The sequence below is a fragment of the Marinobacter sp. genome (genome assembly GCF_041690455.1).
Classification (GTDB): Bacteria; Pseudomonadota; Gammaproteobacteria; order Pseudomonadales; family Oleiphilaceae; genus Marinobacter.
The window spans coordinates 1-15,254 of the sequence record NZ_JAWLHI010000086.1; the positions used below are offsets into that span (position 1 = coordinate 1).

At 57.6% G+C, this 15,254-nt stretch carries 14 protein-coding genes; 4 read left to right on the plus strand and 10 right to left on the minus strand.

Translation table 11 applies throughout. From position 1 onward, the window contains the following. The first annotated feature begins 12 nt into the window (after positions 1-12). On the plus strand, positions 13-1,041 hold the full coding sequence (dapD, locus tag ACESMW_RS16655; protein ID WP_372988134.1) for a 2,3,4,5-tetrahydropyridine-2,6-dicarboxylate N-succinyltransferase: 1,029 nt from the start codon (positions 13-15) through the stop codon (positions 1,039-1,041). Between the two features lie 368 nt (positions 1,042-1,409). After that, positions 1,410-2,540, plus strand: a complete 1,131-nt coding sequence (gene dapE, locus ACESMW_RS16660) for a succinyl-diaminopimelate desuccinylase (RefSeq protein WP_372988122.1) — start codon at positions 1,410-1,412, stop codon at positions 2,538-2,540. 232 nt (positions 2,541-2,772) lie between these two features. Here the strand turns inward: dapE and ACESMW_RS16665 are convergent, their stop codons facing one another. After that, positions 2,773-2,991, minus strand: a complete 219-nt coding sequence (locus tag ACESMW_RS16665; RefSeq protein WP_372988123.1) for a SlyX family protein — start codon at positions 2,989-2,991, stop codon at positions 2,773-2,775. A 161-nt stretch (positions 2,992-3,152) separates the two neighbouring features. Between ACESMW_RS16665 and ACESMW_RS16670 the strand changes: the two genes are divergently transcribed. After that, the gene (locus ACESMW_RS16670; RefSeq protein ID WP_092004340.1) at positions 3,153-3,680 is read left to right on the plus strand and encodes a cold-shock protein; all 528 of its coding nucleotides are present in this window, start codon (positions 3,153-3,155) and stop codon (positions 3,678-3,680) included. 47 nt (positions 3,681-3,727) lie between these two features. Here ACESMW_RS16670 and ACESMW_RS16675 read toward each other — a convergent pair whose 3' ends face one another. The 3 genes from ACESMW_RS16675 to ACESMW_RS16685 all read right to left on the minus strand — a co-directional run bounded on the left by ACESMW_RS16675 (position 3,728) and on the right by ACESMW_RS16685 (position 6,003). Further along, positions 3,728-4,102 (minus strand): hypothetical protein, encoded by a 375-nt coding sequence (locus ACESMW_RS16675; protein ID WP_372988124.1) that lies wholly within the window; start codon positions 4,100-4,102, stop codon positions 3,728-3,730. Beyond that, positions 4,074-5,498 carry a hypothetical protein gene (locus ACESMW_RS16680; RefSeq protein WP_372988125.1) on the minus strand — a complete coding sequence of 475 codons (1,425 nt, stop codon included), beginning with the start codon at positions 5,496-5,498 and terminating at the stop codon, positions 4,074-4,076. The genes ACESMW_RS16675 and ACESMW_RS16680 overlap by 29 nt, the downstream gene beginning before the upstream one ends. Before the next feature lie 64 nt (positions 5,499-5,562). Continuing rightward, complete coding sequence (locus ACESMW_RS16685; RefSeq protein ID WP_372988126.1) at positions 5,563-6,003, minus strand: VOC family protein; 441 nt, start codon at positions 6,001-6,003, stop codon at positions 5,563-5,565. A gap of 64 nt (positions 6,004-6,067) precedes the next feature. Between ACESMW_RS16685 and ACESMW_RS16690 the strand changes: the two genes are divergently transcribed. Then, positions 6,068-6,964 carry a DUF1853 family protein gene (locus tag ACESMW_RS16690; protein WP_372988127.1) on the plus strand — a complete coding sequence of 299 codons (897 nt, stop codon included), beginning with the start codon at positions 6,068-6,070 and terminating at the stop codon, positions 6,962-6,964. 9 nt (positions 6,965-6,973) lie between these two features. On the opposite strand, the gene ACESMW_RS16695 is transcribed toward ACESMW_RS16690, so the two are convergent. From ACESMW_RS16695 to tssI, 6 genes are all read right to left on the minus strand, one after another. After that, on the minus strand, positions 6,974-7,552 hold the full coding sequence (locus ACESMW_RS16695) for an AAA family ATPase (RefSeq protein WP_372988128.1): 579 nt from the start codon (positions 7,550-7,552) through the stop codon (positions 6,974-6,976). Next, complete coding sequence (locus ACESMW_RS16700) at positions 7,536-7,949, minus strand: TA system antitoxin ParD family protein (RefSeq protein WP_372988129.1); 414 nt, start codon at positions 7,947-7,949, stop codon at positions 7,536-7,538. Before ACESMW_RS16700 ends, ACESMW_RS16695 begins: the two co-directional genes overlap by 17 nt. A gap of 237 nt (positions 7,950-8,186) precedes the next feature. Further along, the gene (locus tag ACESMW_RS16705) at positions 8,187-9,236 is read right to left on the minus strand and encodes a hypothetical protein (RefSeq protein WP_372988130.1); all 1,050 of its coding nucleotides are present in this window, start codon (positions 9,234-9,236) and stop codon (positions 8,187-8,189) included. An 89-nt stretch (positions 9,237-9,325) separates the two neighbouring features. Then, positions 9,326-10,399, minus strand: a complete 1,074-nt coding sequence (locus ACESMW_RS16710; protein ID WP_372988131.1) for a hypothetical protein — start codon at positions 10,397-10,399, stop codon at positions 9,326-9,328. Further along, the gene (locus tag ACESMW_RS16715; protein WP_372988132.1) at positions 10,396-13,761 is read right to left on the minus strand and encodes a toxin VasX; all 3,366 of its coding nucleotides are present in this window, start codon (positions 13,759-13,761) and stop codon (positions 10,396-10,398) included. Before ACESMW_RS16715 ends, ACESMW_RS16710 begins: the two co-directional genes overlap by 4 nt. Next, positions 13,758-15,254 (minus strand): type VI secretion system tip protein TssI/VgrG (tssI, locus tag ACESMW_RS16720; RefSeq protein ID WP_372988133.1); only part of this gene is annotated, 1,497 nt, incomplete at its 5' end. The genes ACESMW_RS16715 and tssI, both read right to left, overlap by 4 nt.

Genomic DNA, 15,254 nt, shown 5'->3' on the forward strand with positions numbered 1-15,254 from the left:
AGCAACCACCAGATGAGTTTTGCATTCGGTATCGGTATCGGCACCCAGAACAACCAGGGCGAGTGGCTGGAGGTCTACTACCAGCAGCCGATCATGACCCCCGACAAGGCGCTGATCGATGTGGTTGAAAGCGCGCTCAATTACCAGGGCGGCAACCAGGCCATCGCGGCCACTGCTGAACAGCTGCACCAGTTCGCCAACGCCCTGCGCCAGCTTGGCCAGACCGACCAGGCAACCCTGGCCGAGAAAGCCGCCCAGAGCAAGCGCCCGGTGGTGGTGACCGTGCTGGCCAGCGATGACACCGCCTCCAGCACTCCGGAGGTATATCTCAAGCTGCACCTGATCTCCCACCGCCTGGTCAAGCCCCATGGTGTAAAGCTGGACGGCATCTTCGGCCTGCTGCCGAACCTGGCGTGGACCAACGAAGGCGCCATCGACCTGAACGAACTGGCCGACCGCCAGCTCCAGGCCCGCATTGAAGGCCGCACCCTGGAAGTGAAGTCTGTCGACAAGTTCCCGCAGATGACCGACTACGTGGTACCCAAGGGCGTCCGGATTGCCGACACCGCTCGCGTCCGCCTCGGCGCCTATGTGGGTGAAGGCACCACCGTGATGCACGAAGGCTTCATCAACTTCAACGCCGGCACCGAAGGCACCTCCATGATCGAGGGCCGGATCTCCGCAGGCGTGATGATCGGCAAGGGCTCCGACCTCGGCGGCGGCTGCTCCACCATGGGCACCCTCTCCGGCGGCGGCAACATCATCATCTCCGTGGGCGAGAACTGCCTGCTCGGCGCCAACGCCGGCATCGGCATCCCCCTGGGCGACCGCTGCACCGTGGAAGCCGGCCTTTACATCACCTCCGGCACCAAAGTCGCCCTGCTGGACGACAACAACGAACTGGTGGAAGTGGTCAAGGCCCGCGACCTGGCCGGCAAACCCGACCTCCTGTTCCGCCGCAACAGCCAGACCGGCGCGGTGGAGTGCAAGACCAACAAGACCGCGATCGAGCTGAACGAAGAGCTGCACACGAATAACTGAGGCGGCGCAGATCGCCGCCAAGCAGGGGCCTGATCCACCTCTGGGGTCTGATCCTGCACAGGGGTCTGATGAACTTCGTTCATCTGACCCCAACTTAATGCTGAAAATGGGGTCAGAAGAAGGCTTTCTTCAGACCCCGAGTTAGATCTCACCCCAGGGGTCTGATGAACTTGTTCATCTGACCCCAAGTTAAGGTGAAAACGGGGTCAGAAGAAGGCTTTCTTCAGACCCCGGAGTTAGATCTCACCCCAGGGGTCTGATGAACTTGTTCATCTGACCCCAAGTTAAGGTGAAAACGGGGTCAGAAGAAGGCTTTCTTCAGACCCCGACTTGGAACCTGCCCCATACACACCAGACAAGGTCAAGCAATGAGCACATCGCCCACCCTGGAACTCGCCATGGATCTGATTCGCCGGCAATCGGTCACACCGGATGACGCCGGCTGCCAGGAGCTGATGATGTCCCGGCTGGCGCCGCTGGGATTCGACGGTGAGAACCTGCGTTTCGGCGATACCGACAATCTCTGGGCTCGCAAGGGCGCCGAGGGCCCGGTGCTGGCCTTTGCCGGCCACACTGACGTGGTCCCGACCGGCCCGGAGAAGAACTGGGCGCATCCGCCGTTCGATCCGGTGATCAAAGAAGGCTACCTCTATGGCCGCGGCGCGGCGGACATGAAAGGCAGCCTGGCGGCCTTCATCACCGCCTGTGAGCGGTTCGTGAAGGCCCATCCAGACCACCGCGGCTCCATTGCCCTGCTGATCACCAGCGATGAAGAGGGCCCCGCTCAGCACGGCACCGTCAAGGTGGTTGAGACCCTGGAAGCCCGCAACGAGAAGATCGACTGGTGCCTGATCGGCGAGCCGTCCAGTACCCACGAAGTCGGCGATGTGATCAAGAACGGCCGGCGCGGCTCGCTGCATGGCTACCTGACCGTGCACGGTATACAGGGCCATGTCGCCTACCCGCACCTGGCGGAGAACCCGGTGCATTCCGTCGCGCCGGCGCTGGACGCCCTGGCAAACGAGTTCTGGGACAATGGCAACGACTTCTTCCCGCCCACCACCTTCCAGATCACCAAGATCGAGGCGGGTACCGGCAGCAACATCATCCCCGGCGAATGCCTGGTGCATTTCAACTTCCGCTACTGCACCGAGAACACGGCAGAGAGCCTGGAAGAACGGGTCGTTGCCATCCTGGATCGGCACAAGCTGAAGTACGACCTGCAATGGCATCTCAGCGGCCGTCCCTTCCTGACCGACAAGGGCGCGCTGGTATCCGCCAGCCAGGACGCCATCCGAACCGTCACCGGCCGCGAGACCGAACTCTCTACCTCGGGCGGCACCTCAGACGGCCGCTTCATCGCACCCACCGGCGCCCAAGTCGTGGAACTCGGGCCCATCAACGCGACCATTCACAAGGTGGATGAGTGCGTGAAGGCGGAGGATCTGGATACGCTGTCGGAGATATATGAGAAGATTTTGGTGGAGCTGCTGGCATGAAGGAGGGGTCAGAAGAAAGCGTTCTTCTGACCCCGGAGTTAGACCGCACCCCAGGGGTCTGATGAACTCGTTCATCTGACCCCATTTTCACCCCAAGGGGTCTGATGAAAGCCTTCATCTGACCCCAAGTTAGCATCAACTCCGAGGTTGACCTGAAAATGGGGTCAGATGAAAGTCTTCATCAGACCCCCGAGTTAGATCCCATTTTCAGCCCTGCCCCCACCCCCGTCATTCAATAATGCGGAGGCGGCGTCTCCTCTTCCTCCGGCTTGATATTCGAAGGCGACACATCCTTCAGCTGCTTGTGCAGCAAACGTTTTGCCTCCCACAGCTCCCGGATATCCATTTCCTGCTTGGCCACCTGCTCACTCAGGGTGTTGATCACTTCATCCTGAAAGGCGATCCGCATTTCGAGTTCATCGAGTCGGGCTTCGAGGTCTTTCTGTGTCATCGGTTTGGTCAGCGCTCGGGATTATCTGGTAATATGCCGCTTTTCTCCGCCAGCCTCCCCTTATTTCCGGGATCTGGCGGTTTTCACCGGCCGGATGCGTGAGTTTACCTGATATCCGGTTCTTTATCGTTAGCGTTACAAAAATGGAGAAGTTTCCGTCAATGCGTAATCCAGCCAAAGCGATCCTTGTCGCTGTTCTGATCGCGATTCCCGCACCATTGATCCTGGCTTTTATTCTGACTGCCACCCCTGAGCCACTGCGCCTGATTGCTGCCGGCGAAGTGATTGAAGCTCTTGGAAGCAACCGGGGCATTGCTGCCTACATCATTACCCTGGTCCTGTTTGGCATCGCCGGCTTCCTGGCCGTGGCACTCTCTGCCAAGCAACAGACTGCGCAGAGCAATGCCCGCCGCGCGCCTTCCCGTCCCCAGCGTAATGATGACGAGGACGAAGGCGATTTCGATGACACCACCCCCGAAGGCGACGAAGAAGGCACCGTGAAGTGGTTCAACGTCAAGAAAGGGTTCGGCTTTATCGTCCGTGACAGCGGTGACGAAGTGTTCGTGCACTTCCGTGCCATCCGTGGCCGCGGCCGCCGGGTCCTGCGTCAGGGCCAGCTGGTTCGTTTCAACGTGGTTGAAGCTGACAAGGGTCTTCAGGCAGACAACGTCTCGATTCTGAGCGACTGATCCGCCCCTGAAGCCAACGAAAAAGGCAGCCTTCGCGGCTGCCTTTTTTAATTCCAGACCACCTTCTGTTCCCCGCGGCTGTCCAGGCGCCACCACTTCTCATCCTCGACCGGCTCACCTTCCTGCCAGTCACCCGGGCTGCAGCGGATCTCGGTTTCCATGGCCCGCCAGGCACTTCGTGCACAATCCAGGTCAGTACCCCAGGGCAGCTCTTCCCCTTCCAGCACCAGGGACGTGAAGCGCTTGCCAAAGGCTCCCGGGTACAACGTAATGCGCACTGCTGCCCCCTCATAGGAGGCGGTGCCTTTGATCACCGAGGACACGTCGGTGTCGTCCAGGGCGAGGTTGTCGACGTTGGCCTCAAGCCACTGTGACACCTGGTTCGGTGCCAGGTCACGAATGTAGATTTCCAGATCCTGCACTCGCGGAATCTCCATGCTGTTGATCACAATGCAGCACATAGTGAACCGGGCCGGGGCCGGCTGCAACCCACTGTTCCAGCTCACGTCGCAAATCCTCGACAGAAAGTCGGCGCAGGGTGCCGGCGGCCTCGCGTTCCCGCCAGGCAACTTCGGCGGCTGCCTGCTGAAGCTCTATGTCATGAAGAGAGTGCTCAAGCTCCTCAACCGGCTCCTGCCTCGCCATGGCAACCAACCCCTGCCGCCTGAGGGTATCGGCCTGCCCGGCAAGCGCCGCCGCTTCCACCGGCCCTCTTCTCGCGAACAGGCTCAATCGTGCGGCCGCACGCCCGACCCACTCGAGCATGCCACCGGGTGTACTCACGCAGCGACTTCGGCTGGACGCAACATAACCCATAACTGAATGTGGTAACTGAATGTTCCATTGTTTTTCGATAGCGGACTGGTGGGCAGTGAGGATCGCTTTTCGTTGCGCCCGGCTGGCCGAGGGCATATCGAAGGCATCGAGGCGGCGTCCCAGCCGGTGTTGCAGGGTCTGGACCGCAGACGCATCATCCGGGCCTTCGGGGCCCAGAAGCAATAGGGGGCCGGACCAGCTGGCAAGCAGTTCCGACGCCACCGCTCCCGGCGCATTCATCAACACCAGAAGATCCGCCGGCGACACGTTGTCCAGCACCAGCAATGGCCAGTTTCGCGAACAGCCCGCCTCATTGTCATCCGCTTCGCTCACCGGTATGACGGGCAGATCACTGGCCATCAGCTCGGCTTCCCGGCGCAGATCGATCTCGACGTAGTCCCGCTCGAGCACCGGTAGCAGGTACTGCAACCAGCTGGACTTGCCCGCTCCCCGGGGCCCACGCACCCAGACGAGCGCCCGGCAACAGGCTGCCACGGTCACCGCCACATTGTCGGCTAACTCGATCCACTCCGGGTCGGTAATTGCAATCGGTGCGCGGGTATCGGTGGTCAAGTCCTCCCGGGGTGCCGGTTCCGCCAGCTCTGGCCACCTCGGGACCTGTTCTAGAAGGGCCACGTAGGCTTTACCCTCGAGCCGCTCGGCACGTCGTGCCAGCGTATCCAGCAGGTGGGGCCAATCCAGCCAGGGCACCGTAAAGGCCTCCCGGGCGCTTGCCAGCCAGTAGATCAACTGCGAGGACAACAGCCCCTCCCCGCCCACTTCGGTGACGATCGGCTGTTCGCACTGGATGGTGCGAATCAGTTCGTCCAGATCGACGCCGCAGCCACGCAGATACCGCGTGATCGACGGATCGGTGTCCAGCAGCGCAAGCAGAAAATCTTCGACGGTGATGGCCGCGCCGCCTCGCCCGCTGACGTTGTCCCGGGCCCGCAGCAACGCGGTCTGACACTGGGGATCAAGGCATCCTTGCCAGTCTTCCATTCAACTTCTCCCTGTTGTATTGGCATCATCCTGATGCTGTCTCGTGGTCTGTTCCGGGCAGTTTTTACCAGGTACCCGTGTTCTCCATGCTTGCCCAGGGCTCTTTCGGAGGCAGCGCCTCGCCTTTCTGGAGCAGCTCGATGGAGATGTTGTCGGGGGTCCGGATAAAGGCCATGTAGCCGTCCCGGGGCGGACGGTTGATGGTCACGCCGTTGGCCTGGAGCTTCTCGCACAGGGCGTAGATGTCATCCACCCGATAGGCCAGGTGGCCAAAATTGCGGCCGCCGGTGTATTCCTCCGGATCCCAGTTGTAGGTCAGCTCGATCATCGGCGCACGGTCTTCCCGGGCCCGCGCCTCGTCTTCCGGTGCCGCCAGAAACACCAGGGTGAACCGGCCTTTGTCGCTGCTCTTCCGGTTGATCTCGACCATGCCCAGCAGGTCGCAGAAGAAATGCAGAGTCTCGTCCAGGTCACTCACCCGGATCATGGTGTGGAGGTATTGCATACGCGCTCCTTGTCCAATAATGGTCGTCTTACCGCTGGAACACAGTTTACGGTATCCTTGGCCAATGGACGACATCAGCATCGGCGATATTCCCTGCGCCCTCCGCAGCCCCTCCGTCAGGCATCTGGCGTGGCTTTGCCATACGCCCCAACTGCTGAGCTCACCACTCTCTTTTGAACCCACCCGCTACCTGCCACCCAATCATCTGGAAAAACTCAGGGCATGGGATCGTGATCTGCAGACTGCGCCGGCGTTGCTCCGGGAACCGCCCCAACGCCGGCTGGGATTCTATTTCGAGCGTCTGTACCAGGTGCTATTGGAGGAGCTGCTCGGTTGGGAAATCCTCCTGAAAAACCAGCAGATCCAGTCCAACGGACGCACCATTGGTGAGCTGGACTTTGTGGTACACAACCGAATCGATGACCGGATCGAGCATCACGAAATCGCGGTGAAATACTACCTCGGTGTGCCAAGGACCGATCATCCGACGCTCTGGTACGGCCCCAATGCCCGCGACCGGCTGGACCTCAAAACCGATAACCTGATCCACCACCAGAGCCGACGCACCCACCAACCGGAAACCCAGGTCCTCCTGGAGCAACTCGACATCAGCGGCCCCCTCGCCGCACGGATTTTCATGCCGGGCTACCTGTTCTATCCCGATGGCGGCTCGATCTCGGCACCCGACTACGTGCCGGACAATCACTTGCGAGGCAGCTGGCTTTACCTCTCGAAGGCCAGAGCAAGAGACACGTCCCGCTGGGTCCCGCTTCACAAACCCCACTGGATAGGCCCCTGGCTACAGGAGGAGCCGCCCACTCCGGAGACCACCCGTGAAGCGCTCGAGCGCATTGAACGTCATGCCGTCCCTGCACTCTTTGCTGTGCTCGAGAACGACGCTGAAACCGGTATCTGGCGGGAAACGGACCGTCTCTTTGTGGTGCCCGAAAACTGGCCCTAGTATTTGCGCTCAGGAATCGATCAGACTCCTGGCCCAGGTTGGCAGTTCCTCCTTATAGATCCGCCACGCACCGTTTTCCCAGGACGCCACACGCACAAACGGTTGATCCAGACTGGAGTTGTCCACCAGGTGCAGCTCATCCGCCAGCCCAATGCACTGGCGAAGATTGGCCAGGGTTCGGGGGATCCGGCGCTCTATTTTGGTCTCAGGCACGTTATGGCCGCCGGTTCGCACCCTCGAGGCCACACGCGCCTTGTTGAGAGTGACCTGGTCCAGATGGAAATAGAACAGACGGATGCGAAAGCCCGCGGCCTTGGCGGCGCCGACAAAATCCACTTTGGATGGGTGGGAAAACACCGTTTCAAAACAGAAACTCTGGCGCTCCTCCAGCAGCCGCAATCGCTCCTTTTCTGCAATCAATGCCGCTTCGTAACTGTGCTTCTCCGGATAATCCGGCCACAGCGTCCGCGCGATCTTGTCGGCGTTGACGAACGGAATGTTGCGACGGGCCAGAAAGCGCTCGTAGAAAGTCGATTTGCCAGCGCCGTTGCCACCTACCAGCAACCAGAGTTCAGGCTGCGTCGTCACGGTCACTCAGTGCTTCAAAACGGCCATTGCGGAACTGCCCAACTTCCCGGGTGCCGTCCGGATGGATAGCCTCGAGATAACCCGGCTTTTCCGGAGACGACTGGTAGACCGTGCGCCCACGGGCAATAGACCGGCCAAGTTCACCACTCTCCCGTGCCTGATCCACCTCGGCCCACAGCTCATCGCTGCTCACCGGCTCCGCAATCACAGGCTCCACCGACACCTTCCGGATACCCTGCAGAATAGCAATCAGATCCTCCGCACTCACCTCCCCGGCAACTGCGCGACCAATCTCGGCCCAGTACTCGATCTGCTTCGGCGTGGAACGCCGATGAACCTGCCCCTCGGCAGCAGCATGGCGAACCAGGTTGTCATCAAGACGAATGGCGGTGGTCATGGCGAACTCCCGTTTTGTGCATATATTGACCAGACTACCACGCCCGTTGCGTTTTGCAACATCCGTTGCACGTTGAGACCCAATCACGGGATCAGATGCTGCCCGCGGGGTCTGAAGAAAGCTTTCTTCTGACCCCATTTTCAGACCAGTCACCAAAAACCAAGTCAAAGCCTCCAACCCCCGGGGTCTGAAGAAAGCCTTCTTCTGACCCCAACTTCACGCCACCTCCCGGATACATCAAATCGGCCAAGCCCCCTCCGGCCGCATCCCCCGATACTCCTCCAACGAAACCTTTCCCAGTTGCGGCGTCAGCTTGCATACCCGGCTCCCCCAGGGATAGCTACGCAAACGATTCAACAGCTCCACCCCTCCCCCGTGCTTCCAGGCTTCAATATCCAGATCGCGCCAGTAGCGTGGATTGCGCCCGGTCTTTTCATCATGCTCCCGGGTCACCGGATCCAAATGGCGGAATGGTTCCAGTCGAGGCACATCCGGCAGGGGCTGGGTTACGTCCATGTAGCGTTGGAGCATGTCCCAAAGTGCGAGAACTTCGCTTTTTTCGGCTTCAATGCTGCTTATCGAAGTTTTATTGAAGATTCTTTGCGTGTATCGATGAACCAACATCAGCCGGTAAAAAATGCCGCCCTGCTGAACGATTCGTTCCACATAAGCGTCAAATTCCACGAACGGTGCCTCAAAGATCCGTCCACGTCCAAGTGCAAAGCGTACCTTGCCATTAGTTCTGTTGAACTCACTACAACCATCCTCCAAAGTTTCATCGAGTTTCTTGTTAAGAACTTTCTCGAACGGTCTAATCAAGACAGCAATGCCTTTGCTCATAATCCAATTGGTCGTAGGACGTACTATCCATAATGAAAATATCAACCAGCCAGGAACCAGGGTCGCCAGAAGGACCAGGTACAGCGACGCAGGGAGTTCATAAAATTCTGTCAGCCTGACAACACTCGAAACTGCTAATGCCAAGCCACCGACAACAAGGGTCGTAATCCAAGCGAATGGTATTGCCAATACCAGAAACTTAAATCCCAGCTTTCCGTTCAGAAATCGAATACTCTGGTGATCCCACCACCAGTCTTTGTCTTTGAAGTCAGGGGCAGCGCGCTCGTGATCCTGAACCGCTTCAATGTCCTGAATAGTTAGTTGGTATGGGTTTACATCAGCGTATGTGCCAACCGGCTGCAGTTCGTCACCAATTCTGTTTCGATTTCGGGGGTTTATAGGTAATACCCCTATCGGTGAGCCTTTATAAGCACTATTGGAGATCATTGACACTCCCTGTTGCCTGATCGAACTCCGGGGTCTGAAGAAAGCCTTCTTCTGACCCCACTTTCAGTCACTCCAATGGTAAGGAGGCTCTATATTGGCCATGCCCCGTCTGGCCGCATTTCCTGATAAGCTTCCAAGGTCACTTTGCCCAGCTGTGGCGTCAACTTGCATTGACGGGTCCCCCAAGAATACTGGCGCTGCTTATTCAACATCTCTACCCCTTCATTTCCCTTCCAGCTGTCTAAATCCAGATCCCGCCAATAGCGAGAATTCCGCCCATTCTTTTCATCATATTCCCGTGTCACCGAATCCAGGTGCCGAAAGGGCTCAAGTCGTGGGACGTCCGGTAGTGGTTCAGTCACATCCATATATCTCTGAAGCATGTCCCAAAGTGCCAAAACCTCGCTTTTCTCCGCTTCGATGTTACTCAAGGACGTTTTATTAAAGGTTTTCTGGCTATACCGATGCACAAGCATCAGCCGGTAGAAAATACCGCCCTGCTGGACCACCCGCTCCACGTAGGCATCGAACTCCACAAAGGGCGCCTCAAAGAAACGCCCACGACCTAAAGCAATGCGAACTTGACCGGTGAGCCGGTTAAATTCGCTGCAGCCATCTTCCAAAGTTTCATCCAGCTTATTATTAATTGCCGCCTCAAAGGGCTTAAGAAAGAAGCCGATTCCAGTGCTCATGAGCCAATTGGTAGTAGGTGGAATTATCCACAGCGCAAATAACATCCAAGCCGGAGCCAGTAGCAGAACCAAGAGAGCTACGGTAAGGCCCGACAAATCCAAGGACTCGGCAAATCTGATAATGCCCAGCCCCACCAGGCCCAGCCCGCCCACAAAGATAGCTAGCACCCAAATTAACGGTAAAACAAATATCAGGGCTTTCAGCCCCAACTTACCATTCAAAAACCTAATATGCTGATGGTTCCACCACCAATCTCGGTCTTTGAATTCCGGATCATTCTGCTCATGCTGCTGAACAGCCTCTATGTCCTGAACCGTCCGATGAAAAGGGTTTATCCGTGCATATGAACCAACTGGCTGCAACTCCTCGCCAATCCGGATTCGCTTACAAGGACTTTCGGGTAGCGCCTCGATTGCCATCCCTTTGTAGGCGGTATCAGCGAATGCTGAAGTTCCATGTTGTTCACTCATGTGGCTACCTCTGCGAAGTACCAATAAGGCGATTCTGGCTGATCGTATGGATTGAAGAGTGTACGAACCTTTGGGGGTGGATTGCCGTGACGAGCCACCTCAAACGATTCGTAATTCACGTTGACGGGGGTGGGAAAAACCAGCGCACCCAACTCAGTGTCAATGACCGCCTGCAATCCCACCCTAACCGTGGTTGTTATCGATTCGTGGTATCCGAAGCTACTGTATTCACTACTCTCAAGCTCCCGTTTCACCAGAAAGCGAACAGCTGAATGTTGTGGAAGAGACTGTCTGGCCGCAACTTTCCTCAACCGAGTTGTTCCGCAAAGATTAAAATCATCAACCGAACCAAGTGACCCGAACGTCTCTATCGTGGATGCGGTGTAGGCAACTTCTTGAATCACCAGATTAAAGGCCGAGGAAGGCAAACTAGGTTGGCTCGTTTGATCCAGCTTCAAGCGGCTGATTAGCGGAAACTGAATTGTGACCACATAGTCATTGGGTTCTGGCGGGTGATCGGGGTGCGAGAGTGCCGGATCCGGGTCAACATCTCGATACTTCTTTACTGCTACATCAACCGGTGACAGCAATGTGAGCAATTGGCCATAATAGGATTTTTCATCCTGCCCTCGCGGCGGATGATCAGACTCGGTTCCCCAAGGGCCTCGCTTCAGTAACTGCTCAAAAGCATCATCCGTGACACTGCCGGCGTACAAAGTTCCTCCAACAACCATGGCCATTCCCAAGATTGCCCACCCCCATCCAGGAATGGCGAGCAGTGATCCCATAAGAGGTTGAGCCAAGAAAATCAGGCCTCCGGTCATTGCAATCGCATGGCCGACCGCCGCATCGAAATCTCTATGCGACATGCTGATTCTCATTTCCCAATAACTCAAGAAAGCGCCGATACCTCCTGCGATAAAACTCACCAAACCAGTGGTTCGAACGAGAGTTGACGCTCCCAAGGATCGCAATCGGTTACCGATCAGGAGCCAGTTTTTAACGTCGAAAAGGGGTCTGGCGGCGAAGCGGGAGAATCCGGTCGATGCCCCTCTTCCCTCGGCCAACACCATACTTAGCTTAAGAGACGCAGCTAATAAATCTGTGAGTGCCGCCATAGTCTTGGATATCGGTAACAGAGCAAAAGTGCCATCTCGTCGCTTGCCGATTGCAGCGATTGTTCTCGCCTCAATAAAAACATTAAAAGCAGCCAAAACCACCAATCCACGAGATACTGCGGGTCCATCAACTACTTCTCCAACCCGCTTGGCAAAATCAACCTTGACGAGACTCAGTTTTTTCGCCTCCGGATGATCCGCGGGGACGAAAAACATCATCGTGCCGCCGGCAACCTTCTGTATTGCAACTTCCAACTCATCGGCCGCTCTGGCAGTACTGGTTGATGCGACAACACCACCTGCATCATCAACCATATCGGCATACAAGTAGTCCTTCGCCCGGGTAAGCACTCCTTCTGTGCGATCAAAGTCCGTCAATCCCCGATTCAAACCATTGCCGGACACCCCGAGAATTGTTCCATTCGAAACAGCACCCGTCCTCTCCATCACTTCTATGCCTTTCAGATCTGGATCAGCGAGGACAAAGTTTGAGGATGCAGCCTGCATGACACGCTGAACCTCAATTTGCTGAATCGCATCCTCTTCAACAAGGCGTTTGCATACTGCCAGAAGCGCCGAACTCCATTCCTCCAGGGAGCGAGAGATCAATGCGCCCACCTTGCCGCCATCGGAAACATTCTTGGCCAGGCGGTTCTCGCCCTTTTGCTGTTCATCGAGCTGCTTTTCCAGATAGGCAAGGGACTGCAGGTTCAGCCGGTTCAGCAGCGTTTCGTCTATCTCGCGCTGATCGAGGGCAAGCTGTTGAAGTCGATCGAAGGCAGAAGTGAAATCTGAATTTGCATCGGTCTCTTCTCCCAGCTCTGGCTGAGGTGCCCAGGCGTTCAAGAACTCATCTTTCAACACCCAGTCCTTAAGGCTGCGAAGAGCGTCATGATCGAGAAACATCCCCTGGGCCTTCACGACCCCCGGTATCTGTTGCAAAACATTCAGTTGATCCGCCAGCAGCAAATAGGCCTCGCAGATTGCTACGTCAGTGCAGGCCTGGTAGTCACCAAGAACGGAACCGAGAACATTCCCCTCCATCAGTGACTCAAGCTTCTGCACATGCGCTTCGATAATGCGGATCGCGTGTTGTTTTTCCGTTGTTTTCAGCGTTTCATCGAGCTTATCCCTGTCTATGGCCTCGGCATATCGAACCAGGGCGCTGGGCTCACCGCTGGGCAAAGGGTCGAAAACCGCCTGGCGGATGAGCATGGCAGAGTGCGCCATAGGGTTTTCCTGAATGGCGACATCGATCGCATCAAGATAATGCAGCGCAATATGCAGTTGTGCCAGGGAATGCCTCATCCGGAATAATGGGTCCGGGATGGCCACGCACACCAGACCTTTGTGGCGCCGGATATCGGACACAAGATCCTCTCTCGGTTCGCAGGTCAGGTCCATGGGCGCTATAGCCTCGGTGCTGTCAGCTGCATGCACATTTTCCCTGAGCACTCGGCCCAATTTGATGCAAAGCTCACCCTCACCAGGCCCCTCAAACCCCTCCTTGAAATCACTGGGATTCTCCAACATCAACTCAATGCCAAGATCCCGTGCCCGAAGGCCATCCACCTGCTGAATCGGCGACGCGGGGTAACCACTTGCAAAGTTGATGTCATCGACAAGGGCCGCAGGCCAGGCATGATCGATTCTGGTTGTCCTGATCCTCAGCGCTTTCGCGTCCTGTTCCAGCCAACGAACGTAGTGCCAATCCCACTGCACCTCGCTGTAAGCGACTCGAATGTCCTGGATAACGGTCTGTCCCTGCAACATGGCCGGGACCAGGATATCGTGCTGCCATTCACCCACTGAAGGCCGGGCGCGGAAGCTCTCGGAGGGCTCTGTCTCCCATTCAAAGCGCGCCGATTGCACATCAACGTCACTCATCATGCCTTCGGTGTTGATCTCCAGTTCCCGCCACAGGGTGTTGCCACGAAAAACATAGAGGTAGCCGGGCCTGAGCAGTGCCACGCTTCGTCCGGTGTGGAAGGTCAGGCCGCCGGATTTCACAGGCAGGTTGCTCTGGATTTCGGCCAGGGGTTTGATTCTCAGGAGGGTGTTTTCCTGATACTGCTCCTGCTCAAGGTTGGAACGAGCTCGCTCCACCAAGGGGAGGGTCAGGTAGCCGCCGGCCTGGGTGGGGACTTTCAGAACCAGATTGCCTGGTTCGTTGTCATCATACTCAGCTCGCCGGCGCAGGGACCGGTCCAGGTTCTCATCGGTGAAATTCGCAAGATCGGTCATTCCTTTGACCCCTTATCCGAAATGGTTTCAACGGTTACTTCTTCCGGTGTCGATTGGCCACCGATGATGTCCACGATCAACATCCTTTTCTGCGTTCTATATCCGTCATGGACGACGTTATCCGGGCCGGCGGTCTGGCGCTGCTCCACGATCGCCAGTGCTGCGGGACTGACCGATTCCAGTGGAACACCCTCAAACAGCCGGGGCAGCTCCGGGAGGCTCGCAGACTGGCCGGTACCCTTCCCCGGAGCGCCCCCGGAATTGATCTTTATTCCCGGCCCACTGAGAGTCACGCCACTGGCATCCAACTTGATGAAGCTGCCGCCGCCGGCGATGGTGAGTTCTGTTCCTGCATCCACGACAACCTTGGCGCCAGCCTTGTGGTGAACTTCGATACCGGCTTCGGAGGCCATGGTCTGGCCGGTCTTCTGGTGGAAAGTGCCGGCAATGGTCTGGCTGCAGTCGGCCCCGACGGACATTCGTTTTTCCCCACTGGTGGTGCAGTGCTCGTTGCCTTTCACATGGCTGTAGTACTGCCCCTCCACGGTTCGGTGACTGTCGTTCCGGATGACCTCGGTACTATTGTGCTCGGTGAGCAGGTCCAGGTCTTTCTGGGCATGGAGGTAGATCTGTTCTTCCCCGGCCTCGTCTTCGAAGCGCAGTTCGTTGCTGCCCTCACCCTTGTGGGTTTTGGTTTTGAGGGTGGTGCGGGTCTTGTGCGCCGGTAGTTCATACGGTGGCTGATTGGAAGCGTGGTAGGTGCGGCCGGTGATGATGGGTTGGTCGGGGTCGCCGTCCAGGAAGCTGACGATTACTTCATGGCCGATTCGGGGTAGTGCCATGAAGCCGTATTGGCCGCCGGCCCAGCCCTGGCTGACTCTTAGCCAGGCGCTGCTGTGTTCGTTGTTCTTGGAGTATCGGTCCCACGGAAACCGGACCTTCACCCGGCCGTGTTCGTCGCAGTGGATTTCCTCGCCTTCCGGGCCGGTGACCATCGCGATCTGGGGGCCGTCCATGAGAGGTTTGCGCTCGCACTTCGGGCGCCAGGTTCTGTCCGCAGGGACCACGTTGAAGAAGTTGTGGTAGGTGGCGGGCTCCTGACCTCCCTCCTCTTCCAGGGCCTGGGGTTGCTTGCCCGCGTGGGTAACTGCGCTCAGCAGCCAGTCCCGGTTCAGGGCCTCGTTGTCGTGCTCAGTGAGTGGGAGTTTGGCGCCTGGGGTGAAGTCCGGCCGGTTGCTTTCGCCGTGTCCGGTGCTGGCATCGTTTCTCAGGGCGTCCAGGCGGGCCTGGGTGAAGGGCTGGCCACTGGCATCGGCCTTGTAGCGGCCGGGGTAGTCGTAGTGCTGGTAGTCTTCGCGGTGGTTCAGGTCGGCCACGCCCTGCTCGTGCATCAGGGCGTAGGCGGGATTTTTGAAGGTGTAGTCCTTGAGGGCCACGGACGCGGCGCGGACGCGTTCCTGGTACTTGAAGCGGAAGATACAGGATTGCCGGGT

Bases quoted from the DNA above. Each gene is read 5' to 3' on its own strand.
- dapD (WP_372988134.1), top strand. From the start codon at position 13: ATGAGTTTTGCATTCGGTATCGGTATCGGCACCCAGAACAACCAGGGC.
- dapE (WP_372988122.1), top strand. From the start codon at position 1,410: ATGAGCACATCGCCCACCCTGGAACTCGCCATGGATCTGATTCGCCGG.
- ACESMW_RS16665 (WP_372988123.1), bottom strand. From the start codon at position 2,991: ATGACACAGAAAGACCTCGAAGCCCGACTCGATGAACTCGAAATGCGG.
- ACESMW_RS16670 (WP_092004340.1), top strand. From the start codon at position 3,153: ATGCGTAATCCAGCCAAAGCGATCCTTGTCGCTGTTCTGATCGCGATT.
- ACESMW_RS16680 (WP_372988125.1), bottom strand. From the start codon at position 5,498: ATGGAAGACTGGCAAGGATGCCTTGATCCCCAGTGTCAGACCGCGTTG.
- ACESMW_RS16685 (WP_372988126.1), bottom strand. From the start codon at position 6,003: ATGCAATACCTCCACACCATGATCCGGGTGAGTGACCTGGACGAGACT.
- ACESMW_RS16690 (WP_372988127.1), top strand. From the start codon at position 6,068: ATGGACGACATCAGCATCGGCGATATTCCCTGCGCCCTCCGCAGCCCC.
- ACESMW_RS16700 (WP_372988129.1), bottom strand. From the start codon at position 7,949: ATGACCACCGCCATTCGTCTTGATGACAACCTGGTTCGCCATGCTGCT.
- ACESMW_RS16705 (WP_372988130.1), bottom strand. From the start codon at position 9,236: ATGATCTCCAATAGTGCTTATAAAGGCTCACCGATAGGGGTATTACCT.
- ACESMW_RS16710 (WP_372988131.1), bottom strand. From the start codon at position 10,399: ATGAGTGAACAACATGGAACTTCAGCATTCGCTGATACCGCCTACAAA.
- ACESMW_RS16715 (WP_372988132.1), bottom strand. From the start codon at position 13,761: ATGACCGATCTTGCGAATTTCACCGATGAGAACCTGGACCGGTCCCTG.